General features: G+C 56.4%; 20 protein-coding genes, 2 tRNA genes and 1 other RNA gene. 10 read left to right on the top strand and 13 right to left on the bottom strand.

What is annotated here, in order from left to right; translation table 11 throughout:
- Positions 1 to 25: 25 nt before the first annotated feature.
- Both csgF and csgG read left to right on the top strand, forming a co-directional pair.
- Positions 26 to 442, top strand: coding sequence for a curli production assembly/transport protein CsgF (gene csgF / locus ACQG1Y_RS08520; protein WP_003858054.1), 417 nt, complete (start codon positions 26 to 28; stop codon positions 440 to 442).
- Positions 443 to 468: 26 nt separating this feature from the next.
- Positions 469 to 1,302, top strand: a complete 834-nt coding sequence (csgG, locus tag ACQG1Y_RS08515; protein ID WP_003858055.1) for a curli production assembly/transport protein CsgG — start codon at positions 469 to 471, stop codon at positions 1,300 to 1,302.
- Positions 1,303 to 1,345: 43 nt separating this feature from the next.
- Here csgG and ACQG1Y_RS08510 read toward each other — a convergent pair whose 3' ends face one another.
- From ACQG1Y_RS08510 to ghrA, 4 genes are all read right to left on the bottom strand, one after another.
- Positions 1,346 to 1,828, bottom strand: coding sequence for a DUF1097 domain-containing protein (locus ACQG1Y_RS08510; RefSeq protein ID WP_072203222.1), 483 nt, complete (start codon positions 1,826 to 1,828; stop codon positions 1,346 to 1,348).
- 96 nt (positions 1,829 to 1,924) lie between these two features.
- Positions 1,925 to 2,479 (bottom strand): TorD/DmsD family molecular chaperone, encoded by a 555-nt coding sequence (locus ACQG1Y_RS08505; protein ID WP_017693653.1) that lies wholly within the window; start codon positions 2,477 to 2,479, stop codon positions 1,925 to 1,927.
- A 19-nt stretch (positions 2,480 to 2,498) separates the two neighbouring features.
- Positions 2,499 to 3,236 (bottom strand): phosphatase, encoded by a 738-nt coding sequence (locus ACQG1Y_RS08500; RefSeq protein WP_003858061.1) that lies wholly within the window; start codon positions 3,234 to 3,236, stop codon positions 2,499 to 2,501.
- A gap of 84 nt (positions 3,237 to 3,320) precedes the next feature.
- Positions 3,321 to 4,259: a glyoxylate/hydroxypyruvate reductase GhrA gene (ghrA, locus tag ACQG1Y_RS08495; protein WP_017384758.1), complete on the bottom strand. Its 939-nt coding sequence runs from the start codon at positions 4,257 to 4,259 to the stop codon at positions 3,321 to 3,323.
- 229 nt (positions 4,260 to 4,488) lie between these two features.
- On the opposite strand from ghrA, the gene ACQG1Y_RS08490 reads away from it, so the two are divergent.
- Positions 4,489 to 4,576, top strand: a tRNA-Ser gene (locus tag ACQG1Y_RS08490).
- Positions 4,577 to 4,620: 44 nt separating this feature from the next.
- Positions 4,621 to 4,757, top strand: a non-coding RNA gene (locus tag ACQG1Y_RS08485) — RtT sRNA.
- 121 nt (positions 4,758 to 4,878) lie between these two features.
- On the opposite strand, the gene ACQG1Y_RS08480 is transcribed toward ACQG1Y_RS08485, so the two are convergent.
- Positions 4,879 to 5,784, bottom strand: coding sequence for a LysR family transcriptional regulator (locus tag ACQG1Y_RS08480; protein ID WP_017384759.1), 906 nt, complete (start codon positions 5,782 to 5,784; stop codon positions 4,879 to 4,881).
- Between the two features lie 109 nt (positions 5,785 to 5,893).
- Here ACQG1Y_RS08480 and ACQG1Y_RS08475 point away from each other — a divergent pair, with 109 nt between their 5' ends.
- The 3 genes from ACQG1Y_RS08475 (at position 5,894) to ACQG1Y_RS08465 (ending at position 7,676) form a co-directional block, all read left to right on the top strand.
- Positions 5,894 to 6,754, top strand: coding sequence for a pirin family protein (locus tag ACQG1Y_RS08475; RefSeq protein ID WP_047741392.1), 861 nt, complete (start codon positions 5,894 to 5,896; stop codon positions 6,752 to 6,754).
- A gap of 19 nt (positions 6,755 to 6,773) precedes the next feature.
- A complete protein-coding gene (locus tag ACQG1Y_RS08470) occupies positions 6,774 to 7,451 on the top strand; it encodes an isochorismatase family protein (protein WP_003858068.1) in 678 nt (225 codons plus the stop codon).
- 137 nt (positions 7,452 to 7,588) lie between these two features.
- A tRNA-Ser gene (locus ACQG1Y_RS08465) sits at positions 7,589 to 7,676 on the top strand.
- 244 nt (positions 7,677 to 7,920) lie between these two features.
- Here ACQG1Y_RS08465 and ACQG1Y_RS08460 read toward each other — a convergent pair.
- The 5 genes from ACQG1Y_RS08460 to efeU form a co-directional block, all read right to left on the bottom strand.
- Positions 7,921 to 9,426, bottom strand: coding sequence for an alanine/glycine:cation symporter family protein (locus ACQG1Y_RS08460; RefSeq protein ID WP_062937650.1), 1,506 nt, complete (start codon positions 9,424 to 9,426; stop codon positions 7,921 to 7,923).
- A 418-nt stretch (positions 9,427 to 9,844) separates the two neighbouring features.
- Positions 9,845 to 10,636, bottom strand: coding sequence for a phosphate starvation-inducible protein PhoH (gene phoH / locus ACQG1Y_RS08455; RefSeq protein ID WP_032670149.1), 792 nt, complete (start codon positions 10,634 to 10,636; stop codon positions 9,845 to 9,847).
- 500 nt (positions 10,637 to 11,136) lie between these two features.
- Positions 11,137 to 12,420 (bottom strand): iron uptake transporter deferrochelatase/peroxidase subunit, encoded by a 1,284-nt coding sequence (gene efeB, locus ACQG1Y_RS08450; RefSeq protein ID WP_023296295.1) that lies wholly within the window; start codon positions 12,418 to 12,420, stop codon positions 11,137 to 11,139.
- Positions 12,421 to 12,423: 3 nt separating this feature from the next.
- Positions 12,424 to 13,551, bottom strand: a complete 1,128-nt coding sequence (gene efeO, locus ACQG1Y_RS08445) for an iron uptake system protein EfeO (RefSeq protein WP_368740685.1) — start codon at positions 13,549 to 13,551, stop codon at positions 12,424 to 12,426.
- Between the two features lie 40 nt (positions 13,552 to 13,591).
- Positions 13,592 to 14,425: an iron uptake transporter permease EfeU gene (gene efeU, locus ACQG1Y_RS08440; RefSeq protein WP_310865202.1), complete on the bottom strand. Its 834-nt coding sequence runs from the start codon at positions 14,423 to 14,425 to the stop codon at positions 13,592 to 13,594.
- 251 nt (positions 14,426 to 14,676) lie between these two features.
- Here efeU and ACQG1Y_RS08435 point away from each other — a divergent pair, with 251 nt between their 5' ends.
- On the top strand, positions 14,677 to 15,861 hold the full coding sequence (locus tag ACQG1Y_RS08435) for a NupC/NupG family nucleoside CNT transporter (RefSeq protein ID WP_017384766.1): 1,185 nt from the start codon (positions 14,677 to 14,679) through the stop codon (positions 15,859 to 15,861).
- Positions 15,862 to 15,933: 72 nt separating this feature from the next.
- On the opposite strand, the gene ACQG1Y_RS08430 is transcribed toward ACQG1Y_RS08435, so the two are convergent.
- Both ACQG1Y_RS08430 and putP read right to left on the bottom strand, forming a co-directional pair.
- A complete protein-coding gene (locus ACQG1Y_RS08430) occupies positions 15,934 to 16,353 on the bottom strand; it encodes a DUF3574 domain-containing protein (RefSeq protein WP_047057596.1) in 420 nt (139 codons plus the stop codon).
- A gap of 71 nt (positions 16,354 to 16,424) precedes the next feature.
- The gene (gene putP / locus ACQG1Y_RS08425) at positions 16,425 to 17,933 is read right to left on the bottom strand and encodes a sodium/proline symporter PutP (RefSeq protein ID WP_017384768.1); all 1,509 of its coding nucleotides are present in this window, start codon (positions 17,931 to 17,933) and stop codon (positions 16,425 to 16,427) included.
- Positions 17,934 to 18,355: 422 nt separating this feature from the next.
- Between putP and putA the strand changes: the two genes are divergently transcribed.
- Positions 18,356 to 22,318, top strand: a complete 3,963-nt coding sequence (gene putA, locus ACQG1Y_RS08420) for a trifunctional transcriptional regulator/proline dehydrogenase/L-glutamate gamma-semialdehyde dehydrogenase (RefSeq protein ID WP_368740686.1) — start codon at positions 18,356 to 18,358, stop codon at positions 22,316 to 22,318.
- A gap of 100 nt (positions 22,319 to 22,418) precedes the next feature.
- Positions 22,419 to 22,814 carry a lysozyme inhibitor LprI family protein gene (locus ACQG1Y_RS08415; RefSeq protein WP_017384770.1) on the top strand — a complete coding sequence of 132 codons (396 nt, stop codon included), beginning with the start codon at positions 22,419 to 22,421 and terminating at the stop codon, positions 22,812 to 22,814.
- Here ACQG1Y_RS08415 and rutR read toward each other — a convergent pair.
- A complete protein-coding gene (rutR, locus tag ACQG1Y_RS08410; protein WP_033487258.1) occupies positions 22,811 to 23,449 on the bottom strand; it encodes an HTH-type transcriptional regulator RutR in 639 nt (212 codons plus the stop codon). The two genes, ACQG1Y_RS08415 and rutR, sit on opposite strands and share 4 nt — an antisense overlap.
- Between the last annotated feature and the right edge of the window lie 54 nt (positions 23,450 to 23,503).

The following is a 23,503-nucleotide window of genomic DNA, read 5'->3' as shown; positions in this document are numbered from 1 at the left end:
AACGACACCTATTTCGGAGGCTGTAATGCGTCTCGCACACACAGTGATTTCGTTAATGCTCATTGCGCCGTTGAGCTGGGCCGGAAATATGACATTCCAGTTCCGCAACCCTAATTTTGGCGGCAACCCGAATAACGGAGCCTTTATGCTTAACCAGGCTCAGGCTCAAAACTCTTATAAAGACCCCAGCTATGACGATGATTTCGGTATCGAGACCCCGTCGGCCCTGGATAATTTCACTCAGGCCATCCAGTCGCAAATATTAGGTGGCTTATTAACCAACATTAATACCGGAAAACCCGGCCGGATGGTCACTAACGACTTTATCGTCGATATTGCCAATAAAGACGGGCAGCTTCAGTTAAATGTGACAGACCGAAAAACCGGTAAAACGTCGACAATCCAGGTTTCCGGTTTGCAGACCAGTTCAACTGATTTCTAAACAACCCCGAAATAAGGACAATTATTATGCAGCGCTTTTTTATTTTAGTTGCAGTGTGCTTATTAAGCGGTTGTTTAACTGCCCCGCCAAAAGAAGCCGCTAAACCCACCCTGATGCCTCGTGCCCAGAGCTACCGGGATCTGACGCATCTGCCGGTCCCTACCGGGAAGATATTCGTCTCGGTCTATAACATTCAGGATGAGACGGGCCAGTTCAAACCGTATCCGGCCAGTAACTTCTCGACGGCCGTACCGCAGAGCGCCACCGCGATGCTGGTCACCGCCCTGAAAGATTCTCGCTGGTTTATCCCGCTGGAACGTCAGGGGCTGCAAAACCTGCTTAACGAACGAAAAATCATTCGTGCCGCGCAGGAGAATGGTACCGTTGGCGTCAATAACCGCATGCCGCTACAGTCTCTCACCGCAGCCAATATCATGGTGGAAGGCTCGATTATCGGCTACGAAAGTAACGTGAAATCGGGCGGCGCGGGTGCGCGTTACTTTGGCATCGGGGCCGACACGCAGTATCAGCTGGATCAGATTGCCGTCAACCTGCGCGTGGTTAACGTGAGCACGGGTGAGATATTATCCTCCGTGACCACCAGCAAAACGATTCTCTCTTATGAAGTGCAGGCCGGGGTGTTCCGCTTTATCGATTACCAGCGTCTGCTGGAGGGTGAAATTGGCTATACCTCTAACGAGCCGGTCATGCTGTGTCTGATGTCGGCCATCGAAACCGGCGTGATTTTCCTGATTAATGACGGTATCGATCGCGGCTTGTGGGATCTTCAGAATAAAAGTGACGTGAGTAATGCGGTGCTGGTGAAATACCGTGAGATGTCGGTGCCGCCGGAGTCATAATCGGCGGCGCATAAAAAAGGCGAGATTTCCGTCTCGCCTTTTTTTATTTACTTACCGCAGGAACGCTCTGGCTCTTCTCGCGTCGGGCCGCAAGCCAGAGGCCGCTGTTCTTCATGGCGTAGCCAAACAGTAACCCCAGCATGAGCGAAGGGACCACCAGCTTCCAGTCCCCCTGCCCCGCAAAGGTCGCGCAGGCACCCATGAACGTGCCGGGCACAAAGGACAACAGCAGATGTTTTGCCTGAACGCACATCAGGAAGGCCACAATGCCGGTGATGGCGTACCCCAGGATTTCCACCTGCGGCGCCAGCGCGCTGCCTTTCATAATGACCAGCGCCCAAATCACACCGCTCATCAGAGTACAGCCGGAGATGAAGAGCCCTTTGAGACCACCCTGCGGGCAGGCGAAATAGGCCGTGCAGCCAAGAAAACCAGCCCAGCTCAACAAGCCGAGAGAGACAGCCACCCAACCCCAGAGGCCGGAGAGGATGCCAGTCGTGATTGCAATACAAAGTAGTATGTTCATGGTGCGCATCTTAGCAGATGCGCACCATAGAAATGAGATCAGAAGCACATTACGTGCAAGTTGAAATGCATCGTTGCAGGATTTTTGTGATTCAAATCACTCTTCGTTCTCTTCTTCCAGCTCGTCCCACATGGCAGCGATGGCGTCACGCGTCAGCGGAGCCAGCGCTCTCCAGAACGGCGAGGTGGCATGGGCTTCAACTTTACCCAGGAAGGTGCCAACCCACGGAAGCAAATACGTTTCGAACAGGGTTTCAATCGCCTCGTTCTCATCATCACCTGCATTATCTTCAATCCAGGAGGCCGCCAGCAGCAGGGTACCGATATGATCGGCAGGCATATCCGTCAGCGGCATGCCGCGTTCTGAAAGAAACGCCCGAACTTCCGCTTCGGTCGCACCTTCCTGCCAGGCAGAACGATACGGCGACACGCGACACTCTTCCCCCACAAACAGCGCGTTGTAATCCGTTGAAATCTGCTGCATATCGCAGCTTTTTTGCAAGCGTTCCAGCAACTCATCCTGTTCCAGCGGCCAGCTCTGCGCCAGTTTACCTTCACGAATCAGGGTAAACAGCGGAACCAGCAGCGGATCCTGCGGCTGGCGGTAATATAAGGTGCCCAGCACGCGGCAAAGGATGGAAAACTCATTCATGTTTTTATTCCGTTATTAATTAAAGATCGGCAAATTCATCAATCGGCGCCATGCCGCGCGACTCAAGGAAGTCGAGCATACGACGCGGCGTTACGTTCAGGATCTGTTCTTCCGGGAAATTCACGTCCCGCAATATTTTCAGGCACTCGCTGAAATCACCCAGCGTGAAGGCCGTGTGTGAATCAGAGCCCAGCGCCACCATGCCGCCCGCGTCACGCACGGCCGCCGCCACTTCGCGGCAGTTGGCTTCACTGCCCTTACGCGAGTGAACAAAGGAGGAGTTGTTAATCTCCAGCGCCACGCGGTGCTTCGCTGCCGCCTGCGCCACGGCCTGAATATCAATCGGGTATTTCGGATTTCCCGGGTGGCTGATAATGTGCACGTTGCCGCTGGCAATAGTGGCAATCATCGCTGCGGTGTTGGTCTCTTTATCCTGGGGCGCAAAGACCGGCTCGTGGAAGCCGGCGAGGATCAGATCTAACGAGGTCAGCATCGGGCCGGTGCAGTCAATCTCACCGTCAGTATTTTTGATGTTCGCTTCGATGCCGCGCAGTATCCCGATACCGTCCACCAGGCGTGGCCAGATACGCATATTCACAAAATGCCAGTAGTGCGGCGCATCCGCCATATCCGGACCGTGATCGGTTATCGCAAACAGTTTAATGCCTTTCAGCTTCGCCTGAGCGATATAATCATGGAGGTTACTGTAAGCGTGGGTACTGGCGACGGTGTGCATATGCAGGTCAACGGGATACATCTTTCTCTCCTCTGCGGTTTTTCCAAAGGATAGCAGTTATCAGCGGCGAATATTAGCAAAAACCCGGCGAACGCCGGGTTTCTCTCAGTAGCCTCGCTGTCTGTCGACCTGTCCGGTCACCGCGTTGCCCTTCTCTATTTCGCTGATGGTATGCGAGATGTACGCCACGGCCTCCGCCGGTCGCGTCACGGCCGCAATATGAGGCGTCATCGCCACGCGCGGATGTGCCCAGAGCGGGCTGTCTGTCGGCAGCGGTTCGCGGCTATAGACATCCAGCATTGCGCCTTTCAGTTTACCGCTATCCAGCGCTTTCAGCAGATCGTCTTCCACAACGTGTACCCCGCGCGCCAGGTTCATTAAGTAGCTGTCTTCTGCCAACTGGTTGAGGAGCGTGCCATTGATAATGCCGACCGTTTCCGCCGTATTCGGCAGCAGGTTAATGAGGACGCGAGTCCCTTTCAGGAACGCCGGGAGTTCGTCCGTTCCGGCAAAGCTCTCGACGCCTGGATAATCCTTACGGCTCCGGCTCCAGCAGCGCAGTGGGAAGCCCCACGGCGCGAGCGCTTCGGCGACTTTCGAGCCCAGTACACCCGCGCCGAGGATGCCGATGGTGAAATCTTCATGCTGATAATCCGGAAGCGGTTCCCAGTGGGATTGCTGTTTAAACGCCTGATAATCGTCGAAACGTCGGAACCAGTGCAGCACCTGGCTCACGGCATATTCCTGCATCTGCTGCCCCATACCGGTATCTTCCAGACGAAACAGGGGAATATCCTCCGGCAGCATTTCAGGGTGTGCCTTCAGCTTACTGAGAATGGAATCCACACCCGCACCAAGAGCAAACACCGCCTTCAAACGGCGTCCCTGAAGCATTTCGACCGGGGGGTGCCAGACCAGCGCGTAGTCGGCATGTTCATTATCGCCCTGTTTCCATTCGCGAACGCGTGCGCCAGGCAGTGCCGCCGTGAGCGCGTTAATCCAGTAAGCCGTATCAAAAGTGGGGTGATAGAAGATAATATCCATAGTCATTGCCTTTTATTGCGCTGTTTTATTTTCATTTCCAACTGGCTTGCCAGCATAACAAATTTATCGCTAAACCGCGTTGCTGATAAAAGAGGCGCATTTCGCACATTTCGGAATCAGGTTGCCTGAAGTTTGTCTAAACACGCTAAATTACTGAAAAAGTGGGTTGACGGCAGTACGGCTTTTCCTTACATTAGCGCCCGTCCCGACAACAACGGGATGACAATATGGTGAGGTGTCCGAGTGGCTGAAGGAGCACGCCTGGAAAGTGTGTATACGGCAACGTATCGGGGGTTCGAATCCCCCCCTCACCGCCATATTTGAAGAAGAGCTCGCATGAAAATGCGGGCTTTTTTTTCGCATGTTGCACGCCTTTGGGGGGATGAGAACCCCCGACCGGGGTTCGACAACTGGCGCAGCCAGTTGGACAGACTGAGAGCGTAGCGAACAGGCTGCCCGAAGGGCGAGCGAAGCGAGTCAATCCCCCCCTCACCGCCATATTCAAGACAAGAGCTCGTACGTAAGTACGGGCTTTTTTTCTTTTATATTCTCCGTAAGGAGATTCGCTCCCTGCGTTCTTTATGTCGGGTGGCGCTACGCTTACCCGACCTACAAAAAGCTAGTCTTCAACCATCTTTGCATACTCTTCGGTGAGAAAATCCACCAGCGTCCTGACCGATGGCAGCAGGCCGCGCCGGGATGGATACACCGCGTGGATCACTTCCCGTCTGGGTTCCCAGGCATTCAGCACCCGAACAAGTTCACCTGAAGCCAGCTGATCCTTCACCATCAAAATGGGCAGCTGTACCACGCCCACGCCCGCCATCGCCGCCTCCCGCAGCGCCAGCATGTCGGTAGTCACCAGGCGCGGCGTGAAGTGAATTTCTGCCTTTGCGCCCTCCGGCCCGCTCAACTCCCACTTATGCAGGTGCTTGCCCGCCCCCATACTTAACCCCGGCCACTCGCTGAGTTCAGAGGGCATCGCCGGGTTGCCCATCCGTTCAATCAGTGCCGGCCCGGCAACCAGACAGTGACCCCTGTCCGCCAGCACCCTTAATACTAAATCGCTGTCATCAAACGGACGAGGACGAACGCGGATTGCCACATCCACCCCCTCCGCCACCAGATCGACCCGGCGGTTGGTGGCTTCAAGCTGGAGGTTGATCCCCGGATAGCGCGCCATAAACCGTGCCAGCATGGGCCCCACGTGAACGTGCAGCAAGGTGACAGGACAGGTGATCCGGACCATACCGCGCGGCTCAGCCTGTAAAGCAGCCACCGCCTCCTCCGCAGCTTCAGCTTCCACCAGCATGGCTTTACAGTGCTGATAGAACGTCTGCCCCACCTCCGTCACCGCAAACTGCCGCGTGGTACGTTGGATCAACCGAACGCCCAGGCGTTCTTCCAGCTGCGCAATCCGACGGCTCAGTTTCGACTTAGGCTGATCGAGCGCCCGACCCGCCGCCGCAAAGCCACCATGCTCCACCACCTTCACAAACCATACGAAATCATTGAGATCCTGCATACGCCTCCATTGTTCCATTTAAGGAACAGTGAATGTCATTTTTGCTATCTACCGGGATATTAACCCTGAATGTAAGCTAATTCCATCAACAGGACATCAGGAGTTAATCATGAAAAACGTAACAGGCGTGTATACCGCACCTCGTCCGCACTGGGTCGGTGACGGTTTTCCGGTTCGTTCGATGTTTTCTTACCAGACGCACGGCGAGCCCCTGAGCCCGTTCCTGCTGCTGGACTACGCCGGACCGCATACCTTCCCGGCGGACGGCGCGAAACGCGGCGTGGGCGAGCATCCTCATCGCGGTTTTGAAACGGTGACCATCGTCTACTCAGGCGAAGTGGAGCACCGTGATTCCACCGGCAGAGGCGGCGTTATTGGCCCAGGCGACGTGCAGTGGATGACGGCAGGCGCAGGCATTTTGCACGAGGAGTTCCACTCCAGCGCGTTTTCGCAGAAAGGCGGTGAACTGAAAATGATGCAGCTGTGGGTCAACCTGCCCGCCAAAGACAAAATGGCGACGCCTGGCTACCAGAGCATCACTCAGGCGGATATCCCGGTGGTCACCCTGCCGGATAACAGCGGAACATTGCGCGTGATTGCTGGCCGTTTTGGAGAGGTAACCGGCCCGGCGCATACCTTCTCACCGCTGAACGTGTGGGATCTCGCGCTGCGCCAGGGTAGCCATCTGACGCTCAATCAGCCCGAAGGCTGGAGCACGGCGCTGGTTGTCGTTGAAGGCAGCGTGACGGTGAACGGCACCACGCATGCCGGTGAGGCGCAACTGGTCGTGCTGAGTCAGAGCGGTGACAAACTGCATCTCGAAGCCAGCAGCGATGCCAAAGTGCTGCTGATGGCCGGGGAGCCGCTGAATGAACCCATCGTGGGCTATGGCCCGTTTGTGATGAACAGTAAAACCGAAATTGCCGAGGCTATTCGCGATTTCAACTCCGGCCGCTTTGGCCAAATCTAAACGTAATAAGGAGCGCATTATGTCTACCCCTGCAAACTTCAACGGTGCACGTCCCGTTATTGACGTAAACGATGCCGTTATGCTGCTTATCGATCACCAGAGCGGGCTGTTCCAGACCGTAGGAGACATGCCAATGCCTGAGCTGCGCGCCCGTGCAGCAGCGCTGGCAAAAATCGCCTCGCTGGCGAAGATCCCGGTGATCACCACGGCGTCGGTTCCACAGGGACCGAACGGCCCGCTTATCCCGGAGATCCACGCCAACGCGCCGCACGCACAGTATGTGGCACGCAAGGGTGAGATCAACGCCTGGGATAACCCGGAGTTCGTGGCGGCGGTGAAAGCCACCGGGCGCAAAACGCTGATTATCGCGGGGACGATCACCAGCGTCTGCATGGCCTTCCCGTCCATCAGCGCGGTGGCGGACGGATATAAAGTGTTTGCGGTGATTGATGCCTCCGGCACCTACAGCAAAATGGCGCAGGAGATCACCCTGGCGCGCGTAGTGCAGGCAGGCGTGGTGCCGATGGACACGGCTGCTGTTGCTTCCGAAATTCAGCGCACGTGGAACCGTGAAGATGCGGGTGAATGGGCTGAGGTGTACACACACATCTTCCCGGCCTACCAGCTGCTGATCGAAAGCTACAGCAAAGCGCAGGACGTGGTGAAAAATAGCGAAGTGCTCGATTCGCAGCGTTAATCCTGCGCGCTGCGACATAAGCTGATTAAGGCTTAACCGAACAAGCACGAATGCTGAAAATCTGCTTGACCGTTTTAGCGCAACTCCCTATAGTAGCGCCCCGTTGCCCCCCAAGCGGTCAGGCAGCAAAACAATATGGTGAGGTGTCCGAGTGGCTGAAGGAGCACGCCTGGAAAGTGTGTATACGGCAACGTATCGGGGGTTCGAATCCCCCCCTCACCGCCATATTTAAGATGAGAGCTCGTACGAAAGTACGGGCTTTTTTCTTTTATATTCTCCGAAAAGGGGGGGATGAGAACCCCCGACTGGGGTTCGACAACTGGCGGCAGCCAGTTGGACAGACTGAGAGCATAGCGAACAGGCTGACCGCAGGGCGAGCGAAGCGAGTCAATCCCCCCCGGTGCGACACGAGCTGCCTCACCTACAAAAAAAAGCCCGTACAAAAGCACGGGCCTGTCTCAACCATTCCTCAGCTATTCAGCTTTCCAGCCGGTTGCTTTCCCTCGGGAGCAAGTATCTGGCCAATATTCAAACCCGCTTCATCCTTACGCTCCTCCAGCCAGTAATCCGCATTTTTAATCCCCAGCCGAACCGGGTCAAAGTGTGGATCCAACCCCTGTGCATTCTGGATTTCATAATCCTTCAGGCTGGCAAACGCTTTTTTATGCAACAGAACGATGGCAATAATGTTGAGCCATGCCATCAGCCCTACGCCGATATCCCCTAATCCCCAGGCCAGATCCGCGGTGCGTACCGTGCCATATACCGTCGAAGCCATCAGACACAGCTTGAGCAGGAACGTCAGCCACGGGCGATGAATCTTACGGTTGATGTAGGCGATATTCGTTTCAGCGATGTAGTAGTAAGCAATGATCGTGGTGAAGGCAAAGAAGAACAGCGCGATGGCAACAAAGTAATTACCGAAGCCCGGCATCATACTTTCCATTGCCGTCTGGACATATCCCGGTCCTGCGGCCACGCCTGCTATTCCGGTATAGAGCGCTGCGCCGTCGACGCCCTGCACGTTATACAGCCCGGTGATCAACAGCATAAACCCGGTCGCGGAGCAGACAAACAGCGTGTCGATGTACACGGAGAACGCCTGAACCAGCCCCTGTTTCACCGGATGGCTTACGGCCGCCGCCGAGGAGGCATGTGGCCCGGTACCCTGCGCCGCCTCGTTGGAATAGACGCCACGCTTCACGCCCCACATGATGGCCTGGCCCAGAATAGCGCCAAACCCAGCTTCAAGGCCAAAAGCACTTTTCCAGATCAGCAATATAACTGAAGGAAGCTGATCAATATTGATAGCGATAATCACGCACGCGACAATAATATAGCCGAGCGCCATAAACGGAACCACCATACTGCTAAAGCTGGCAATCCTTTTTACGCCACCAAAAATAATAAAACTCAACAGCACAGCAAGTAACGCCGCCGTGACATTTGGGCTCAGACCAAAGGCAATATCCAGGCTCGCACCAATAGAGTTTGCCTGCACACCTGGCAGTAATAATCCGCAGGAGAAAATCGTTACGATGGCAAATAACCATGCGTACCACTTCACGCCTAACCCTTTCTCAATATAAAAGGCAGGACCACCACGATATTCGCCGTTAATTTTCTCTTTATAAACCTGACCTAACGTGGATTCGACAAAAGCAGAGCTTGCCCCCAAAAATGCCACGATCCACATCCAGAAAAGCGCACCGGGTCCACCAAAGGTAATGGCGGTCGCTACACCGGCAATATTCCCTGTCCCCACGCGGCCCGCCAGCGTCATCGTCAGCGCCTGAAACGACGACACGCCTGCCTCGGTAGGACGCCCCTGAAACATCAGGGTAATCATAAGTTTTATATGCCGTAATTGCAGAAAGCGACTACGCAGCGAGAAATAGAGGCCGACACCCAGACATAAAAATATTAACGCCGGGCTCCAGATAACACCATTAATTGCACTAACCAGTTCGTTCATGTATGACCCTTAGCGTGATGTTCCAGAGGAAACGATCCCCTGGCGAGTTTCTTTTTAGAATTTTGTCTGAACAAGTACGAAACATAGATAATTACCCAAAAGACACCAACTTAATTTTTACTGCTTAGTCATGTTCTGTGACAACATTCACGTTTAATTTTAAACCAATAATTAGCATGATCATTATATTCATAGATATTTTGTGGGTATTATAAATACATATCACATTTCCGTGACCTGTATAAAAAGCGTTCGCAGCAAATTAACAGTAATATTATTATTACCGCAAAACGGGGCGTAAATCCCGTTGAATGCTATAGGAAATAAATATGATTTAAAAAAGCCACGCGTGCAGAGGGAATAAAGGAAGCTTCCCGGCATAACGCCGGGAAGAAATGACTTAAAATGTGAAATGATCTTAGTCGGAGTACACTTCCAGCGTTCGTTGGCACAGCGCTGAGCGGACGCAGTCCTCTTTTGTGAAGCGGACCACCCCTATCATCTCATCTTCATCAAAACGTGACATGGCATCGCTCAGGCCGGACTTCACGCCCGACGGCAGGTCACACTGGGTAATATCGCCGTTGACGATAACCGTCACGTTCTCCCCGAGGCGCGTTAAAAACATCTTCATTTGCGCAGCGGTCACATTCTGAGCCTCGTCAAGAATAACGACCGCATTTTCAAATGTACGTCCGCGCATATAGGCGAACGGCGCGATTTCCACCTTGCCAATCTCTGGTCGCAGGCAGTACTGCATAAAGGAAGCGCCCAACCGCTTCACCAGCACGTCATAGACGGGCCTGAAGTACGGGGCAAACTTCTCGGAAATATCGCCGGGCAGGAAGCCCAGATCTTCATCCGCTTGCAGTACCGGACGGGTAACGATGATCCTTTCCACGTCCTTATGAATCAGCGCCTCCGCCGCTTTGGCGGCGCTGATCCAGGTTTTCCCGCATCCGGCTTCCCCGGTTGCAAAGATGAGCTGTTTACTCTCGATAGCATTCAGGTAGTGCGCCTGAGCTTCATTCCGCGCCACAATTGGCGATGCATCGCGGCTGTCCCGCGCCATGCCAATGGATTCTACGCCGCTCATCTGCACAAGCGAGGTGACCGATTCTTCTTCACGCTGCTTATGGCTACGTGAATCCCGTCTCAGCACACGTTTTGCTTCACGACGAGCTTTGATCACTGCTTTCTGTCTTCCCATGGATAGCACCTTGAGTTGTTGGTATTCATCACACGCGCCAGCATTGGCACGATTATGCGCACGAACATCAGAGGGTTGGCTTCCTTGTAAGCCATTGCTTGCATTACCGGATGACGATATACAACGGCTACGCGCACCGTTATGCACGTCGGTAGAAAAAGGTTCTTGAGGTGAAGGAGAGAATTTGGTGGTGAAGAAATCGCTGCCGGAGTCTGAGCCTCCGCGCCGGGTACTGCGGTTGATGTGTTTACCTTGTCCAGTACAGGACGCAACCATTCGCGATCTCCATAGTGAGTTAGCATCACTGCCGGGAACTACCGCTGTCTTCTCTTAAGTACATCAGGAATTATCATAAATGCAACATTTATTTTACCTGAATGCAACTTTTAGGACTGCCCCTACATGGAAAATCAGTCTTATATAGAAATATTACAGAAATATAACAATAAGATAGTCCTTCGAAAAAATAATGTCCCCGCGAACTGTCGCAGGGACGATTATCAGGCTTCTATCAGACCCTGAGCGAGCCAGGCGTTCGCGTCACGCGCGCCGGGCAGGGCAAAGAAATAGCCGCCGCCGATGGGCTTAATATATTCCTCCAGCGCTTCGCCGTTGAGCCGCTTCTGCACGGTGAGGAATCCCTTCTCCAGATCGTGCTGATAGCAGACAAACAGCAGTCCCATATCAAGCTGACCGGAGTTGGTCACCCCCAGCGAGTAGCTGTAGCCCCTGCGCATCATCAGGCTGGATTGCGTCTCTTTGGTGCGAGGATTGGCGAGGCGAATATGGCTGTCCAGCGCGATGACATCCCCGTTCGGATCGCGGGCGTAGTCGGGTTCATCGTGCTCGTGCTTCATGCCGAGCGGTGCGCCGGTTTGCTTATCGCGACCGAAGATAGTTTGCTGCTCTTTCAGCGGCGTGCGGTCCCAGAACTCCACGTGGAACTGAATGATACGCACCGCCTGATAGGTGCCTCCGACCGCCCAGGCCGGTTCGCCCTGATCCGCCGTCACCCATACCACGTTCTTCATCAACGCGGTATTGCTGCTGTCCGGGTTGGCGGTGCCGTCTTTGAAGCCCAGCAGGTTGACCGGCGTCTCTTTCCCTTTACTGCGCGCGGCGTGGTCAGAGATAAAACCTTCCCGCTTCCAGCGCACGCTCAGCAGATCCGGGGTGTGCTTGATAATATCGCGCAGGGCATGGATCACCGTATCCTGGGTATTAGCGCAGATCTGCAACAGCAGATCGCCGTGGCACAGCGCCGCGTCGAGAGAATCATTCGGGAATCGCGTCATTTTTTGCAGCGCTTTCGGCTTCTGCTTCGCCAGTCCGTAGCGATCATCAAACAGCGATTCCCCCACCGACACGGTGATGGTCAGATTATCGGGAGCGATAAACGCGCCGAGGATGCCGGAATCCATCGGCGGCAGGCGCGGATTCGGTGTTTCCGGTGCGGGACCGCCGGCGGTGAGGAAGGCAATACGCGTGGTCAACAGCCTGAACAGACGCTCAAGGTCGGCTTTATCACTCGCCAGCGAATCGAAAGCCACCAGCATCATCGAGGCCTGCTGCGGCGTCAGGATCCCCGCCTGGTGCTCACCATAAAACGGCTGCGTTTCCATACGCGCATCCGGGGAGAGCGTGCCAGGGGCGCTTTGCGGTTTTGCCGCATGCGCCACCGGACAGCCTCCCGCCAGGGCAAACGCGCCGCCCAGCGCCCCTACCCCTTTTAACAACCGACGTCGGGAAGGTTCCGCCACGTCGTATTCGTCATGCTTGTTCATCGCTTAATCCAGACCCAGTACACCACGCAGCAGGGAGAGATCTTCCGCCAGGGTGGTTATCGGGCCTTTCAGCGCGTTACGGTCAGCATCGGTCAGCTTGTCGTAGGTTTCGAACCCGTCTTTGGTGCGGTATTTCGCCAGGATAGCGTCAACTTTCTTAAAGTTGGCATCCACTTTCGCCAGCAGCTCGCCGTTCTCTTTTTTCAGCTGAGGCCGCAGCAGCTCGACAATTTTCTGTGCGCCGTCGACGTTCGCCTGGAAGTCCCACAGGTCGGTGTGGCTGTAACGATCTTCTTCACCGCTGATTTTGCTGGCGGCCACTTCTTCAATCAGGCCCGCTGCGCCACCCACCACTTTCGACGGTGGGAATGCCAGCTCGCTGATGCGTTTTTGCAGCTCCAGCACGTCGCTGTTGAGCTGCTCGGCGTATTTCTCCATCCCACTGGTGGAGTTATCGCCAAACAGGGCTTTTTCCAGACGGTGGAAGCCGGTGAATTTCGGATCGGCGGCCTTCTGCTCGTAGTCGTCTTCACGGGCGTCAATGCTGCCATCGAGGTCAGAGAACAGTTCGGCAATCGGCTCAATGCGCTCGTAGTGCTGACGGGTAGGCGCATACAGGGATTTCGCTTTTTCGATGTCGCCCGCTTTCACCGCGTCGGTAAAGGCTTTGGTGCCTGCCACCAGGTCCGCTGTCTCTTTGGTGACGTAGGCTTTATAGGCGGTAATGGCGTCGCCGAGGCTCAGCAGCGCCGTGCCTTTGGCCGCGTCCGCCGTCGCTGCGCCTTTGACGATCAGCTTACCTTTCGGGTTAGTCAGCAGGCCGCAGGTCATGTCATATTCCCCGGGCTGAAGATTTGCGGTCATCTTCTGGCTGAAGCCCGGCGCGATATTCTCGCGCTCTTCCACCACCATCACGCCTTTCAGAATTTCCCACTCCAGCGCCTTCTGGCTGTGGTTCTGAATAATAAACTGCGTTTTACCGCTGTTAACCGTGATGGTCATCGGCTCGCACTGTTTATCGTTGACGGTGACTTTTACCTGCGGAATATCTGCCGCCTGAGCGGTGAAGGCAGACACGAACAGCGCGGCAATGCCTGCGCATAACGCACTACGACGGAACTGAATGGCCATGACTCTTCCCTTTAAAAGTATGTTGTAACTAAAACAGCACTTACGGCGCTACGCGCGACGTCTGCGAGCCGGTACGCGGCGGCATAGCGAACAGGATCAGCGCCGGAACCAGATAGATAAAGTACATCGCCACTTCGCTGACGCTCGGCGTTTCCTGGTAGCCGAAGATCCCTTCGAGCAGGGTACCGGTCAGTGAATGGGTCGACAGGACGTTGCTGAGATCGAACGCCACGCCCTGGAAGTGGTTCCACAGACCCGCTTCGTGGAAGGCGCGGATCGCCCCTGCCGCCAGCCCTGCGGCCACCAGCAGAATAAACAGGCTGGTCCACTTGAAGAACGCGCCCAGGTTAAGACGAATGCCGCCCCAGTAGAGCAGGAAGCCAAGCACAACCGCCGTGGCCAGCCCGAGCACCGCGCCCAGTGGGGGCCAGATGCCCACGTCCTGCTGAAAAGCCGCGAGCAGGAAGAACACAGACTCCAGGCCTTCACGCGCCACGGCGAAAAAGACCATCATGATCAGCGCCCAGCCGTGGTGGTTGCCTTTTTGCAGGGCGTTATCCACCGCCTGCTCAAGCTGTACCTTCACGTTACGGGAGACCTTGCGCATCCAGAACACCATCCAGGTGAGGATCACCACCGCAATCACGGCGACGATCCCTTCAAACAGCTCCTGCTCTTTCTGCGGGAACTCCCCGGTGGTTTCGTTGATGAGGATACCGAGGCCCAGGCAGAGCGCCGCAGCAAGGAAAACCCCAACCCACATGACGCCAATCCAGCGTCCGCGCTGGGTACGCTTCAGATAACTGGCGATAAGGCTAACAATCAGGGCCGCTTCAAGGCCTTCACGTAACATAATGAGAAAAGGAACAAACATGCCGACACCTTAAATGTTTATCGCGGTCAACTGATGCAAAGAAAAGTAAATTCTTGTGATAGTGATTATCATTACGGCAACAAGAAAAACAAGCGAAATGTGTTGCGTTTTGATGACCAGATGTAAACGCATTGCGGAGTAATAATTGCCTGAGTAACCGTTACGTTTATAAGGTATAACGAAAATGCCCATTTACGGTTAACCGGGGCTGTGGCTAAATGTCCGCCTCGAAAACCAACTGAAAATAAGCCATGTTTAAAATTGTCCATTTCCTGCTGGCGCTGGTGATTATTCTTGCGCTCGCCTGGCTGGTGAGTTTCGACCGCCGAAAAATTCGTATTCGTTTCGTTTTACAGCTGATCGTGATCGAAATCGCGCTGGCGTTCTTTTTCCTCCACGCAGAAAGCGGCCTGTTTATTATTAAATACGTTTCCGGTTTCTTTGAGTCGCTGCTTAAATTCGCTGCCGAAGGGACGAATTTTGTCTTTGGCGGGATGGGTGAAAAAGGGCTGGCGTTCATTTTCCTTGGCGTGCTCTGCCCCATTATTTTTATCTCGGCGCTGATTGGTATTCTTCAGCACTGGCGTATTCTGCCGATCTTTATTCGGGTGATCGGGACGCTGCTGTCAAAACTGAACGGCATGGGCAAGCTGGAATCCTTTAACGCGGTGAGTTCGCTGATCCTCGGTCAGTCGGAAAACTTCATTGCCTACAAAGGCGTGCTGGGCGATCTCTCCTCGCGTCGTCTGTTTACGATGGCTGCCACGGCCATGTCGACGGTTTCGCTGTCGATTGTCGGGGCCTATATGACTATGCTCGACGCCAGGTTTGTCGTCGCGGCGCTGATCCTGAACATGTTCAGCACCTTTATTATTCTTTCGGTCATTAACCCGGCCCGCCCGGAAGCGGAGCCGGATATCAGGCTGGAAAAACTGCACGAATCCCAGAGCTTCTTTGAAATGCTGGGCGAGTATATTCTGGCCGGTTTTAAGGTGGCGATGATTATTCTGGCGATGCTGATTGGCTTTATCGCCCTTATTAGCGCCATTAACGCCCTCTTCTCCGGCATATTTGGCATGAGCTTCCAGCAGATTCTGGGTTATGTGTTTTATCCGCTGGCGTGGCTTATTGGTATTCCGCTGAGCGATGCCTTAAGCGCGGGGAGCATTATGGCAACTAAACTGGTGGCGAATGAATTTGTGGCGATGATCGAGCTGCAAAAAATAGCCCATCAAATGTCACCGCGCGGGCTGGGGATTTTGTCCGTGTTCCTGGTATCGTTCGCTAACTTCGCTTCCATTGGCATTGTGGCGGGGGCAATAAAAGGTCTGAATGAGCAACAGGGTAACGTGGTGTCGCGGTTTGGTTTACGCCTGGTATACGGGGCAACGCTGGTAAGCCTGCTGTCGGCGAGCTTTGCGGGGTTGGTGCTGTAAGTTTTGTGCCCGGCGGCGCTTCGCTTGCACGGGCCTACGATACAACAACGGCGGGTTATCCCGCCGTTTTCATTAAAACTGCACGCACACCGGCTGGTCGACCCGCATCACCGACTCCTGCGCGAAGCGTGACTTATAGATCCCGCGCAACGCTTCGATATTCTTCTCACTCTGCGCGTCTTTAGCGTGGATCAGCATCAATGCCTTGCTCGGCTCGCGCGCCACTTTTCCATCATTCCCCAGCCACTGACCGCGCGCATCAAATACCGTTAAACCATCGCGAAAGCGTGGCGTCACGTCCTGGTCGACAAACTGCTGCCATTCGTTGCCTGTAATTTGCGCCCCGGCAGGACGGTTTAAGCCGAAATAGAGCGTGGTCTGCTGCATCTGATTTTCTGCTTTGCAGGTTTCTACCGCTGCGTGCTGTGCGGGTGCGGTACAGCCCGCCAGCATCACGAATGCCGCCGCCATCAACCCTGTTTTAATCATCATTTATTATTACTCACACTGGTGAACGGTCTGTTCCCTCTCCCCACCGGGGAGAGGGTTAGGGTGAGGGGAAATTACTCAGCCTGGAGCTTAGACGGCGGCGCTGAGTGATAGTGCGCGTCCGCCTCCGCAAAGCGTTTCTGCATAGACGCAGACGGCGCTTTACCCAGCAGGCTAAACACCACGATACCGAGGCTGCCGAAGATGAAGCCCGGAATGATTTCGTACAGGCCCAGCCACGCGAACTGTTTCCAGACGATAACGGTTACCGCACCGATAATCATCCCCGCCAGCGCGCCGTTGCGGGTCATGCGTGACCACAGTACAGAGAACAGCACCACCGGACCAAATGCCGCACCGAAGCCCGCCCAGGCGTAGCTCACCAGCCCCAGGACGCGGTTTTCCGGGTTTGCCGCCAGCGCAATCGCCACCAGCGCAACCACCAGCACCATAAAGCGCCCTACCCACACCAGCTCTTTCTGGCTCGCGCCCTTACGCAGGAACGCTTTGTAGAGGTCTTCGGTGATGGCGCTGGAGCACACCAGCAGCTGACAGCTCAGGGTGGACATCACCGCCGCGAGGATCGCGGAGAGCAGAATACCGGCAATCCACGGGTTGAACAGGATCTGCGCCAGCTCGATGAACACGCGCTCGGCGTTCTGGTTCACCGCGCCCGCCTGCGCCGGGTTGTTGTTGAAGTACGCGATACCGAAGAAGCCGACCGCACACGCCCCCGCCAGACACAGGATCATCCACGTCATGCTGATGCGACGCGCGTGAACGATGGTGTGGTGAGAATCCGCCGCCATGAAGCGCGCCAGAATGTGCGGCTGGCCGAAGTAGCCCAGGCCCCAGCCCATCAGAGAGACGATGGCGACGAAGTTCAACCCTTTCAGCATATCGACGTTTTCGATGCTCTTCTGCTTGATCACTTCCAGCGATTCGCCAAAGCCGCCGACGGTGAAAATGACAATCACCGGAGTCAGGATCAGGGCGAAGATCATCAGGCTCGCCTGCACGGTATCGGTCCAGCTTACCGCCAGGAATCCGCCCACGAAGGTATAGAGGATGGTTGCTGCGGCGCCGGCCCACAGGGCGGTTTCATAGCTCATGCCGAAGGTGCTTTCGAACAGGCGCGCGCCCGCCACGATGCCGGAGGCACAGTAGATGGTGAAGAACAGCAGGATCACCACCGCGGAGATAATGCGCAGGATACGGCTGTTATCTTCAAAGCGTCCGGTGAAGTAGTCCGGCAGCGTCAGTGCGTTGTTGTTGGCTTCGGTGTGCACGCGCAGACGGCCTGCCACCAGCTTCCAGTTGATCCACGCGCCAACGGTCAGGCCGATGGCGATCCAGCTTTCGGAGATACCGGAGATGAAAATCGCGCCCGGCAGCCCCATCAGCAGCCAGCCGCTCATGTCGGAAGCGCCCGCAGAGAGTGCGGTGACCATCGGGCCTAAGCTGCGCCCGCCGAGGATGTAGTCGTCAAAGTTTTTAGTGGAACGCCATGCCAAAAACCCTATCAGGATCATGCCAAAAATATAAACGAGAAATGTCACCAGCATCGGTGTGCTAATAGCCATTCAAATTCTCCAAAATGTCGAGCGACAACCGTCCGGGTTGCCTTGTTATGTCATCACCGGAACGTAGTGATGTGTGTATGTGTTTCCGTTGGGCGCGCTATCCTGCCGTATACGCATCCCACTGACAAACGATTTAACACTGCATTTACATGAATTTCATCCCTGGTTTTATACGTCTTTCCTATAGGTTGCACTCGCTCACGCTTTTACGGGTTGCACCTTTAAAAAGTGTTAAGCACCGCATAAAAACTGGGCTCAGAAACCGCCGCACGTTCTTTTTCACAGCTAACTAATCGTTAACAATCCATTCATTTTCCAGCTTGCAGACCAGGTCACATTTAACACGGTTGCACAAAGTTGCAACATGGTGGATATTTCACGCTATCAACAGAACGCTATTACAGAACAACAGGAGTTTTGGCATGGGGATGACCACCATGGGGGTTAAGCTGGATGACGCTACCCGCGAACGGATTAAAACCGCTGCGACCCGCATCGACCGCACACCGCACTGGTTAATCAAGCAGGCGATTTTTAACTATCTGGAAAGACTGGAGAGTGAAGAAGGTCTGCCGGAGCTGCCTGCCCTGCTGGCGGGTGCAGCGAACGAAAGCGAAGAGGCCGCGACGGCCGTTGAAGAGAACCACCAGCCGTTCCTGGAATTTGCCGAGCAGATCCTGCCGCAGTCCGTCAGCCGCGCCGCCATTACCGGCGCCTACCGCCGTGCCGAAACCGACGCCGTGCCGATGCTCCTGGAGCAGGCGCGCCTGCCGGAAGCCGTTGCCGCTCAGGCGCACAGCCTCGCGTATCAGCTCGCCGACAAGCTGCGTAACCAGAAAACCGCCAGCGGACGCGCCGGTATGGTGCAGGGTCTGTTGCAGGAGTTCTCCCTCTCCTCGCAGGAAGGCGTGGCGCTGATGTGTCTGGCGGAAGCGCTGCTGCGTATTCCGGATAAAGCCACCCGCGATGCCCTGATCCGCGACAAAATCAGCAACGGCAACTGGCACTCCCACATTGGCCGCAGTCCGTCCCTGTTCGTTAACGCCGCCACCTGGGGCCTGCTGTTTACCGGCAAGCTGGTCTCCACCCATAACGAAGCCAACCTGTCGCGCTCTCTGAACCGCATCATCGGCAAGAGCGGCGAGCCGCTGATCCGCAAGGGCGTGGACATGGCGATGCGCCTGATGGGCGAGCAGTTCGTCACCGGGGAAACCATTGCCGAAGCGCTGGCGAACGCCCGCAAGCTGGAAGACAAAGGCTTCCGCTACTCCTACGACATGCTGGGTGAAGCGGCGCTGACCGCCGCCGACGCGCAGGCCTACATGGTCTCTTACCAGCAGGCGATCCACGCCATCGGTAAAGCGTCCAACGGTCGCGGTATTTATGAAGGTCCGGGCATCTCTATCAAGCTTTCCGCCCTGCACCCGCGCTACAGCCGTGCGCAGTACGACCGGGTGATGGAAGAACTCTACCCGCGCCTGAAGTCCCTGACCCTGCTGGCGCGCCAGTATGACATCGGCATCAACATCGACGCCGAAGAGGCGGACCGTCTGGAGATCTCCCTCGACCTGCTGGAAAAACTGTGCTTCGAGCCGGAGCTGGCGGGCTGGAACGGGATTGGTTTCGTTATCCAGGCCTACCAGAAACGCTGTCCGTTCGTCATTGATTACCTGATTGACCTGGCCAGCCGCAGCCGTCGCCGCCTGATGATCCGTCTGGTGAAGGGCGCCTACTGGGACAGCGAAATCAAACGCGCCCAGATGGAAGGTCTGGAAGGTTATCCGGTCTATACCCGCAAGGTCTATACCGACGTCTCTTACCTCGCCTGCGCGAAAAAACTGCTCGGCGTGCCGAACCTGATTTATCCTCAGTTCGCCACCCACAACGCCCACACCCTGGCGGCGATCTACAGCCTCGCGGGTCAGAACTACTATCCGGGCCAGTACGAGTTCCAGTGCCTGCACGGCATGGGTGAACCGCTGTACGAGCAAGTGACCGGTAAAGTGGCCGACGGCAAGCTGAACCGTCCGTGCCGAATCTATGCCCCGGTAGGTACCCACGAAACCCTGCTGGCCTACCTGGTGCGTCGTCTGCTGGAGAACGGGGCGAACACCTCCTTCGTTAACCGCATCGCCGATACCACCCTGCCGCTGGACGAACTGGTGGCCGATCCGGTACAGGCCGTTGAGAAGATGGCGGCGCAGGAAGGCCAGATTGGTCTGCCGCATCCGAAGATTGCCCTGCCGCGCGAGCTGTATGGTGCAGGTCGCGTCAACTCGGCGGGTCTGGATCTCGCCAACGAACACCGTCTGGCGTCGCTCTCTTCTGCCCTGCTAAACAGCGCATTGCAGAAGTGGCAGGCCAGGCCGATCCTTGAGCAGTCCGTTGAGGACGGTGAAATGCAGCCGGTGATCAACCCGGCAGAGCCGAAGGATATCGTCGGCTACGTGCGCGAAGCCACGGAAGCGGAAGTGGAGCAGGCCCTGGAGAGCGCGGTGAACAACGCGCCAATCTGGTTTGCCACCCCGCCGCAGGAGCGTGCCGCCATTCTGGAACGCGCGGCGGTGCTGATGGAAGATCAGATGCAGCAGCTTATCGGCATTCTGGTGCGTGAAGCGGGTAAAACCTTCAGCAACGCCATCGCCGAAGTGCGCGAGGCGGTCGACTTCCTGCACTACTACGCCGGTCAGGTGCGCGATGATTTCGACAACGAAACCCACCGTCCGCTCGGCCCGGTGGTGTGTATCAGCCCGTGGAACTTCCCGCTGGCGATCTTCACCGGCCAGATTGCCGCGGCGCTGGCCGCAGGCAACAGCGTGCTGGCGAAACCGGCAGAGCAGACCCCGCTGATCGCCGCCCAGGGCATTAACATTCTGCTGGAAGCGGGCGTACCGGCGGGCGTGGTGCAGCTGCTGCCAGGGCGCGGTGAAACGGTCGGGGCCAAACTGACCTCCGATAACCGCGTACGCGGCGTGATGTTTACCGGTTCGACCGAAGTGGCCTCCCTGCTGCAACGCAACATCGCCACCCGTCTGGATGCGCAGGGCCGTCCTACCCCGCTGATCGCTGAAACCGGCGGCATGAACGCCATGATCGTGGACTCCTCCGCGCTCACCGAGCAGGTCGTCGTTGACGTGCTGGCCTCTGCCTTCGACAGCGCGGGCCAACGCTGTTCCGCCCTGCGCGTACTGTGCTTACAGGATGACGTGGCTGACCACACGCTGAAGATGCTGCGCGGTGCGATGGCGGAATGCCGCATGGGCAACCCGGGCCGTCTCACCACCGACATCGGGCCGGTGATCGACGCGGAAGCCAAAGCCAACATTGAAAATCACATTCAGACCATGCGTGCCAAAGGCCGTCCGGTGTTCCAGGCGGTGCGCGAGAACAGCGAAGATGCCCGCGAGTGGCAGACAGGCACCTTCGTGCCGCCAACGCTGATTGAGCTGGCAAGCTTCGACGAGCTGAAAAAAGAGGTCTTCGGTCCGGTACTGCACGTGGTGCGCTACAACCGTAACAACCTCAACGAGCTGATCGATCAGATCAACGCCTCGGGTTACGGCCTGACGCTTGGCGTGCATACCCGTATCGACGAAACCATTGCCCAGGTGACCGGCAATGCTAAAGTCGGCAACCTGTACGTCAACCGCAACATGGTTGGCGCGGTCGTGGGCGTGCAGCCGTTCGGCGGTGAAGGTCTCTCCGGCACCGGCCCGAAAGCGGGCGGTCCGCTCTATCTGTACCGCCTGCTGGCAAACCGTCCGGAAAATGCGCTGGGCGTGACGCTGGCGCGTCAGGACGCGGAATATCCGGTGGATGCGCAGGTGAAAGCCGTGCTGACCCAGCCGCTGGACGCGCTGATTAAGTGGGCTGAAAATCGTCCCGAGCTGCATGCGATTGCACAGCAGTACGGCGAGCTGGCGCAGGCGGGAACACAGCGTCTGCTGCCGGGTCCAACCGGTGAGCGCAACACCTGGACGCTGATGCCGCGCGAGCGTGTGCTGTGCGTGGCGGATAACGAGGAGGATGCGCTGGTGCAGCTGGCAGCCGCAACGGCAACGGGCTGTGAGGTGCTGTGGCCGGAAGATGCCCTGCATCGCGACCTCGCCAAACAGCTGCCAAAAGCGGTCTCGGCCCGCATTCGCTTTGCGAAAGCCGATGCCCTGCCGACCCAGCCGTTTGACGCGGTGATCTACCACGGTGATTCTGACCAGCTGCGCGAACTGTGCGAGCAGGTGGCGGCCCGCAGCGGCGCGATTGTCTCGGTGCAGGGCTTCGCCCGCGGGGAGACCAACCTGCTGCTGGAGCGCCTGTACGTTGAGCGCTCGCTCAGCGTTAACACCGCGGCGGCGGGCGGTAACGCCAGCCTGATGACAATCGGTTAATCGTGTAAACTCTCCCCGGTGACGCTACGCTTACCGGGGCGACAAAATAGCCCAGGCCGGATAAGCACAGCGTATCCGGCTTTTTTACATGGAGGGGATGATGAAAAGAGTATTTCTCGCAGGTGCAGCCCTGCTCATGAGCGCCAGCGCGCTGGCCGACGAGTGCGATAACGCGACCACCCAGCTTGAACTGAACACCTGTAGCGCGCAGCAGTACCAGGCCGCCGATAAAAAGCTCAACGAGACGTATCAGGCCGCCATCAAACGTGCGGCAGCGCCTCAGCGCGATCTCCTGAAAAAGGCGCAGCAGGCGTGGATTAGCCTGCGCGACGCGGACTGTGCGTTTATCGGTTCGGGTACGGAAGGTGGGAGCGTTCAGCCAATGATTGTTAACCAGTGTCTGGCGGAGAAAACCGCGGAGCGCGAAGCGTTTCTGGCCACGCTGATGCAGTGTGAAGAGGGCGACTTAAGCTGTCCTCTTCCGCCGGGAAACTAGCGCACGCGGATCCCTTCGATAATCATCCGCTGTACGTTTTCCAGGGTGCTCTGGAAAAACGCCTCGTCCTCGAGCGTTTTACCGGTCACCGCCTCGACCTGGGCCGCGAAGTCAGCGTAGTGCTGGGTTGAGGCCCAAATCATGAAGATCAGATGATGCGGATCGACGGGCGCCAGTTTTCCGCTGGCGACCCATCCGGCAATAATGGCCGATTTATCGTCCACCAGCTGCTTTAGATCTCCCGTCAGCTCCGCCTGCAACAGCGGCGCGCCCTGCAACATCTCCAGGCAGAACAGCCTTGATGCCTGCGGGTAATCACGCGATACCTCCAGCTTCAGGCGTATGTACTCCTCTATCGCCACCAGCGGGGCCAGCTCTTCGCGAAACGCCTTGAGAGGTGCCAGCCAGATATCGAGGATCTGCTGCATCACCGCGATATAGAGCGCCTCTTTTGACGGGTAGTAGTAGAGCAGATTGGTTTTGGACACCCCGGCCTGCTCCGCCACCTGCTCCAGGCGCGTACCGTGAATACCAAACTGCGAAAATGTCTCCAGCGCAGCGCTGAGGATCGCCTGTTTCTTGGCGCTCACCGCCTGCGAACGTTTACCGGGTGTTTTCACTGCGCCTTGTGTCATTTTCGCTCTCCATTTTCTGTCCTGCGCTCAGCATAGCAAAACCCCCGTCTCGCC

The organism is Enterobacter cloacae complex sp. 397G4 (genome assembly GCF_050031515.1).
Lineage (GTDB): Bacteria > Pseudomonadota > Gammaproteobacteria > Enterobacterales > Enterobacteriaceae > Enterobacter > Enterobacter hormaechei_C.
This window is presented reverse-complemented; position numbering and strand designations above follow the sequence as displayed.

Coding starts and splice junctions, on each gene's coding strand:
- csgF (WP_003858054.1), top strand. CDS start 26: ATGCGTCTCGCACACACAGTGATTTCGTTAATGCTCATTGCGCCGTTG.
- csgG (WP_003858055.1), top strand. CDS start 469: ATGCAGCGCTTTTTTATTTTAGTTGCAGTGTGCTTATTAAGCGGTTGT.
- ACQG1Y_RS08510 (WP_072203222.1), bottom strand. CDS start 1,828: ATGAACATACTACTTTGTATTGCAATCACGACTGGCATCCTCTCCGGC.
- ACQG1Y_RS08505 (WP_017693653.1), bottom strand. CDS start 2,479: ATGAATGAGTTTTCCATCCTTTGCCGCGTGCTGGGCACCTTATATTAC.
- ACQG1Y_RS08500 (WP_003858061.1), bottom strand. CDS start 3,236: ATGTATCCCGTTGACCTGCATATGCACACCGTCGCCAGTACCCACGCT.
- ghrA (WP_017384758.1), bottom strand. CDS start 4,259: ATGGATATTATCTTCTATCACCCCACTTTTGATACGGCTTACTGGATT.
- ACQG1Y_RS08480 (WP_017384759.1), bottom strand. CDS start 5,784: ATGCAGGATCTCAATGATTTCGTATGGTTTGTGAAGGTGGTGGAGCAT.
- ACQG1Y_RS08475 (WP_047741392.1), top strand. CDS start 5,894: ATGAAAAACGTAACAGGCGTGTATACCGCACCTCGTCCGCACTGGGTC.
- ACQG1Y_RS08470 (WP_003858068.1), top strand. CDS start 6,774: ATGTCTACCCCTGCAAACTTCAACGGTGCACGTCCCGTTATTGACGTA.
- ACQG1Y_RS08460 (WP_062937650.1), bottom strand. CDS start 9,426: ATGAACGAACTGGTTAGTGCAATTAATGGTGTTATCTGGAGCCCGGCG.
- phoH (WP_032670149.1), bottom strand. CDS start 10,636: ATGGGAAGACAGAAAGCAGTGATCAAAGCTCGTCGTGAAGCAAAACGT.
- efeB (WP_023296295.1), bottom strand. CDS start 12,420: ATGAACAAGCATGACGAATACGACGTGGCGGAACCTTCCCGACGTCGG.
- efeO (WP_368740685.1), bottom strand. CDS start 13,551: ATGGCCATTCAGTTCCGTCGTAGTGCGTTATGCGCAGGCATTGCCGCG.
- efeU (WP_310865202.1), bottom strand. CDS start 14,425: ATGTTTGTTCCTTTTCTCATTATGTTACGTGAAGGCCTTGAAGCGGCC.
- ACQG1Y_RS08435 (WP_017384766.1), top strand. CDS start 14,677: ATGTTTAAAATTGTCCATTTCCTGCTGGCGCTGGTGATTATTCTTGCG.
- ACQG1Y_RS08430 (WP_047057596.1), bottom strand. CDS start 16,353: ATGATGATTAAAACAGGGTTGATGGCGGCGGCATTCGTGATGCTGGCG.
- putP (WP_017384768.1), bottom strand. CDS start 17,933: ATGGCTATTAGCACACCGATGCTGGTGACATTTCTCGTTTATATTTTT.
- putA (WP_368740686.1), top strand. CDS start 18,356: ATGGGGATGACCACCATGGGGGTTAAGCTGGATGACGCTACCCGCGAA.
- ACQG1Y_RS08415 (WP_017384770.1), top strand. CDS start 22,419: ATGAAAAGAGTATTTCTCGCAGGTGCAGCCCTGCTCATGAGCGCCAGC.
- rutR (WP_033487258.1), bottom strand. CDS start 23,449: ATGACACAAGGCGCAGTGAAAACACCCGGTAAACGTTCGCAGGCGGTG.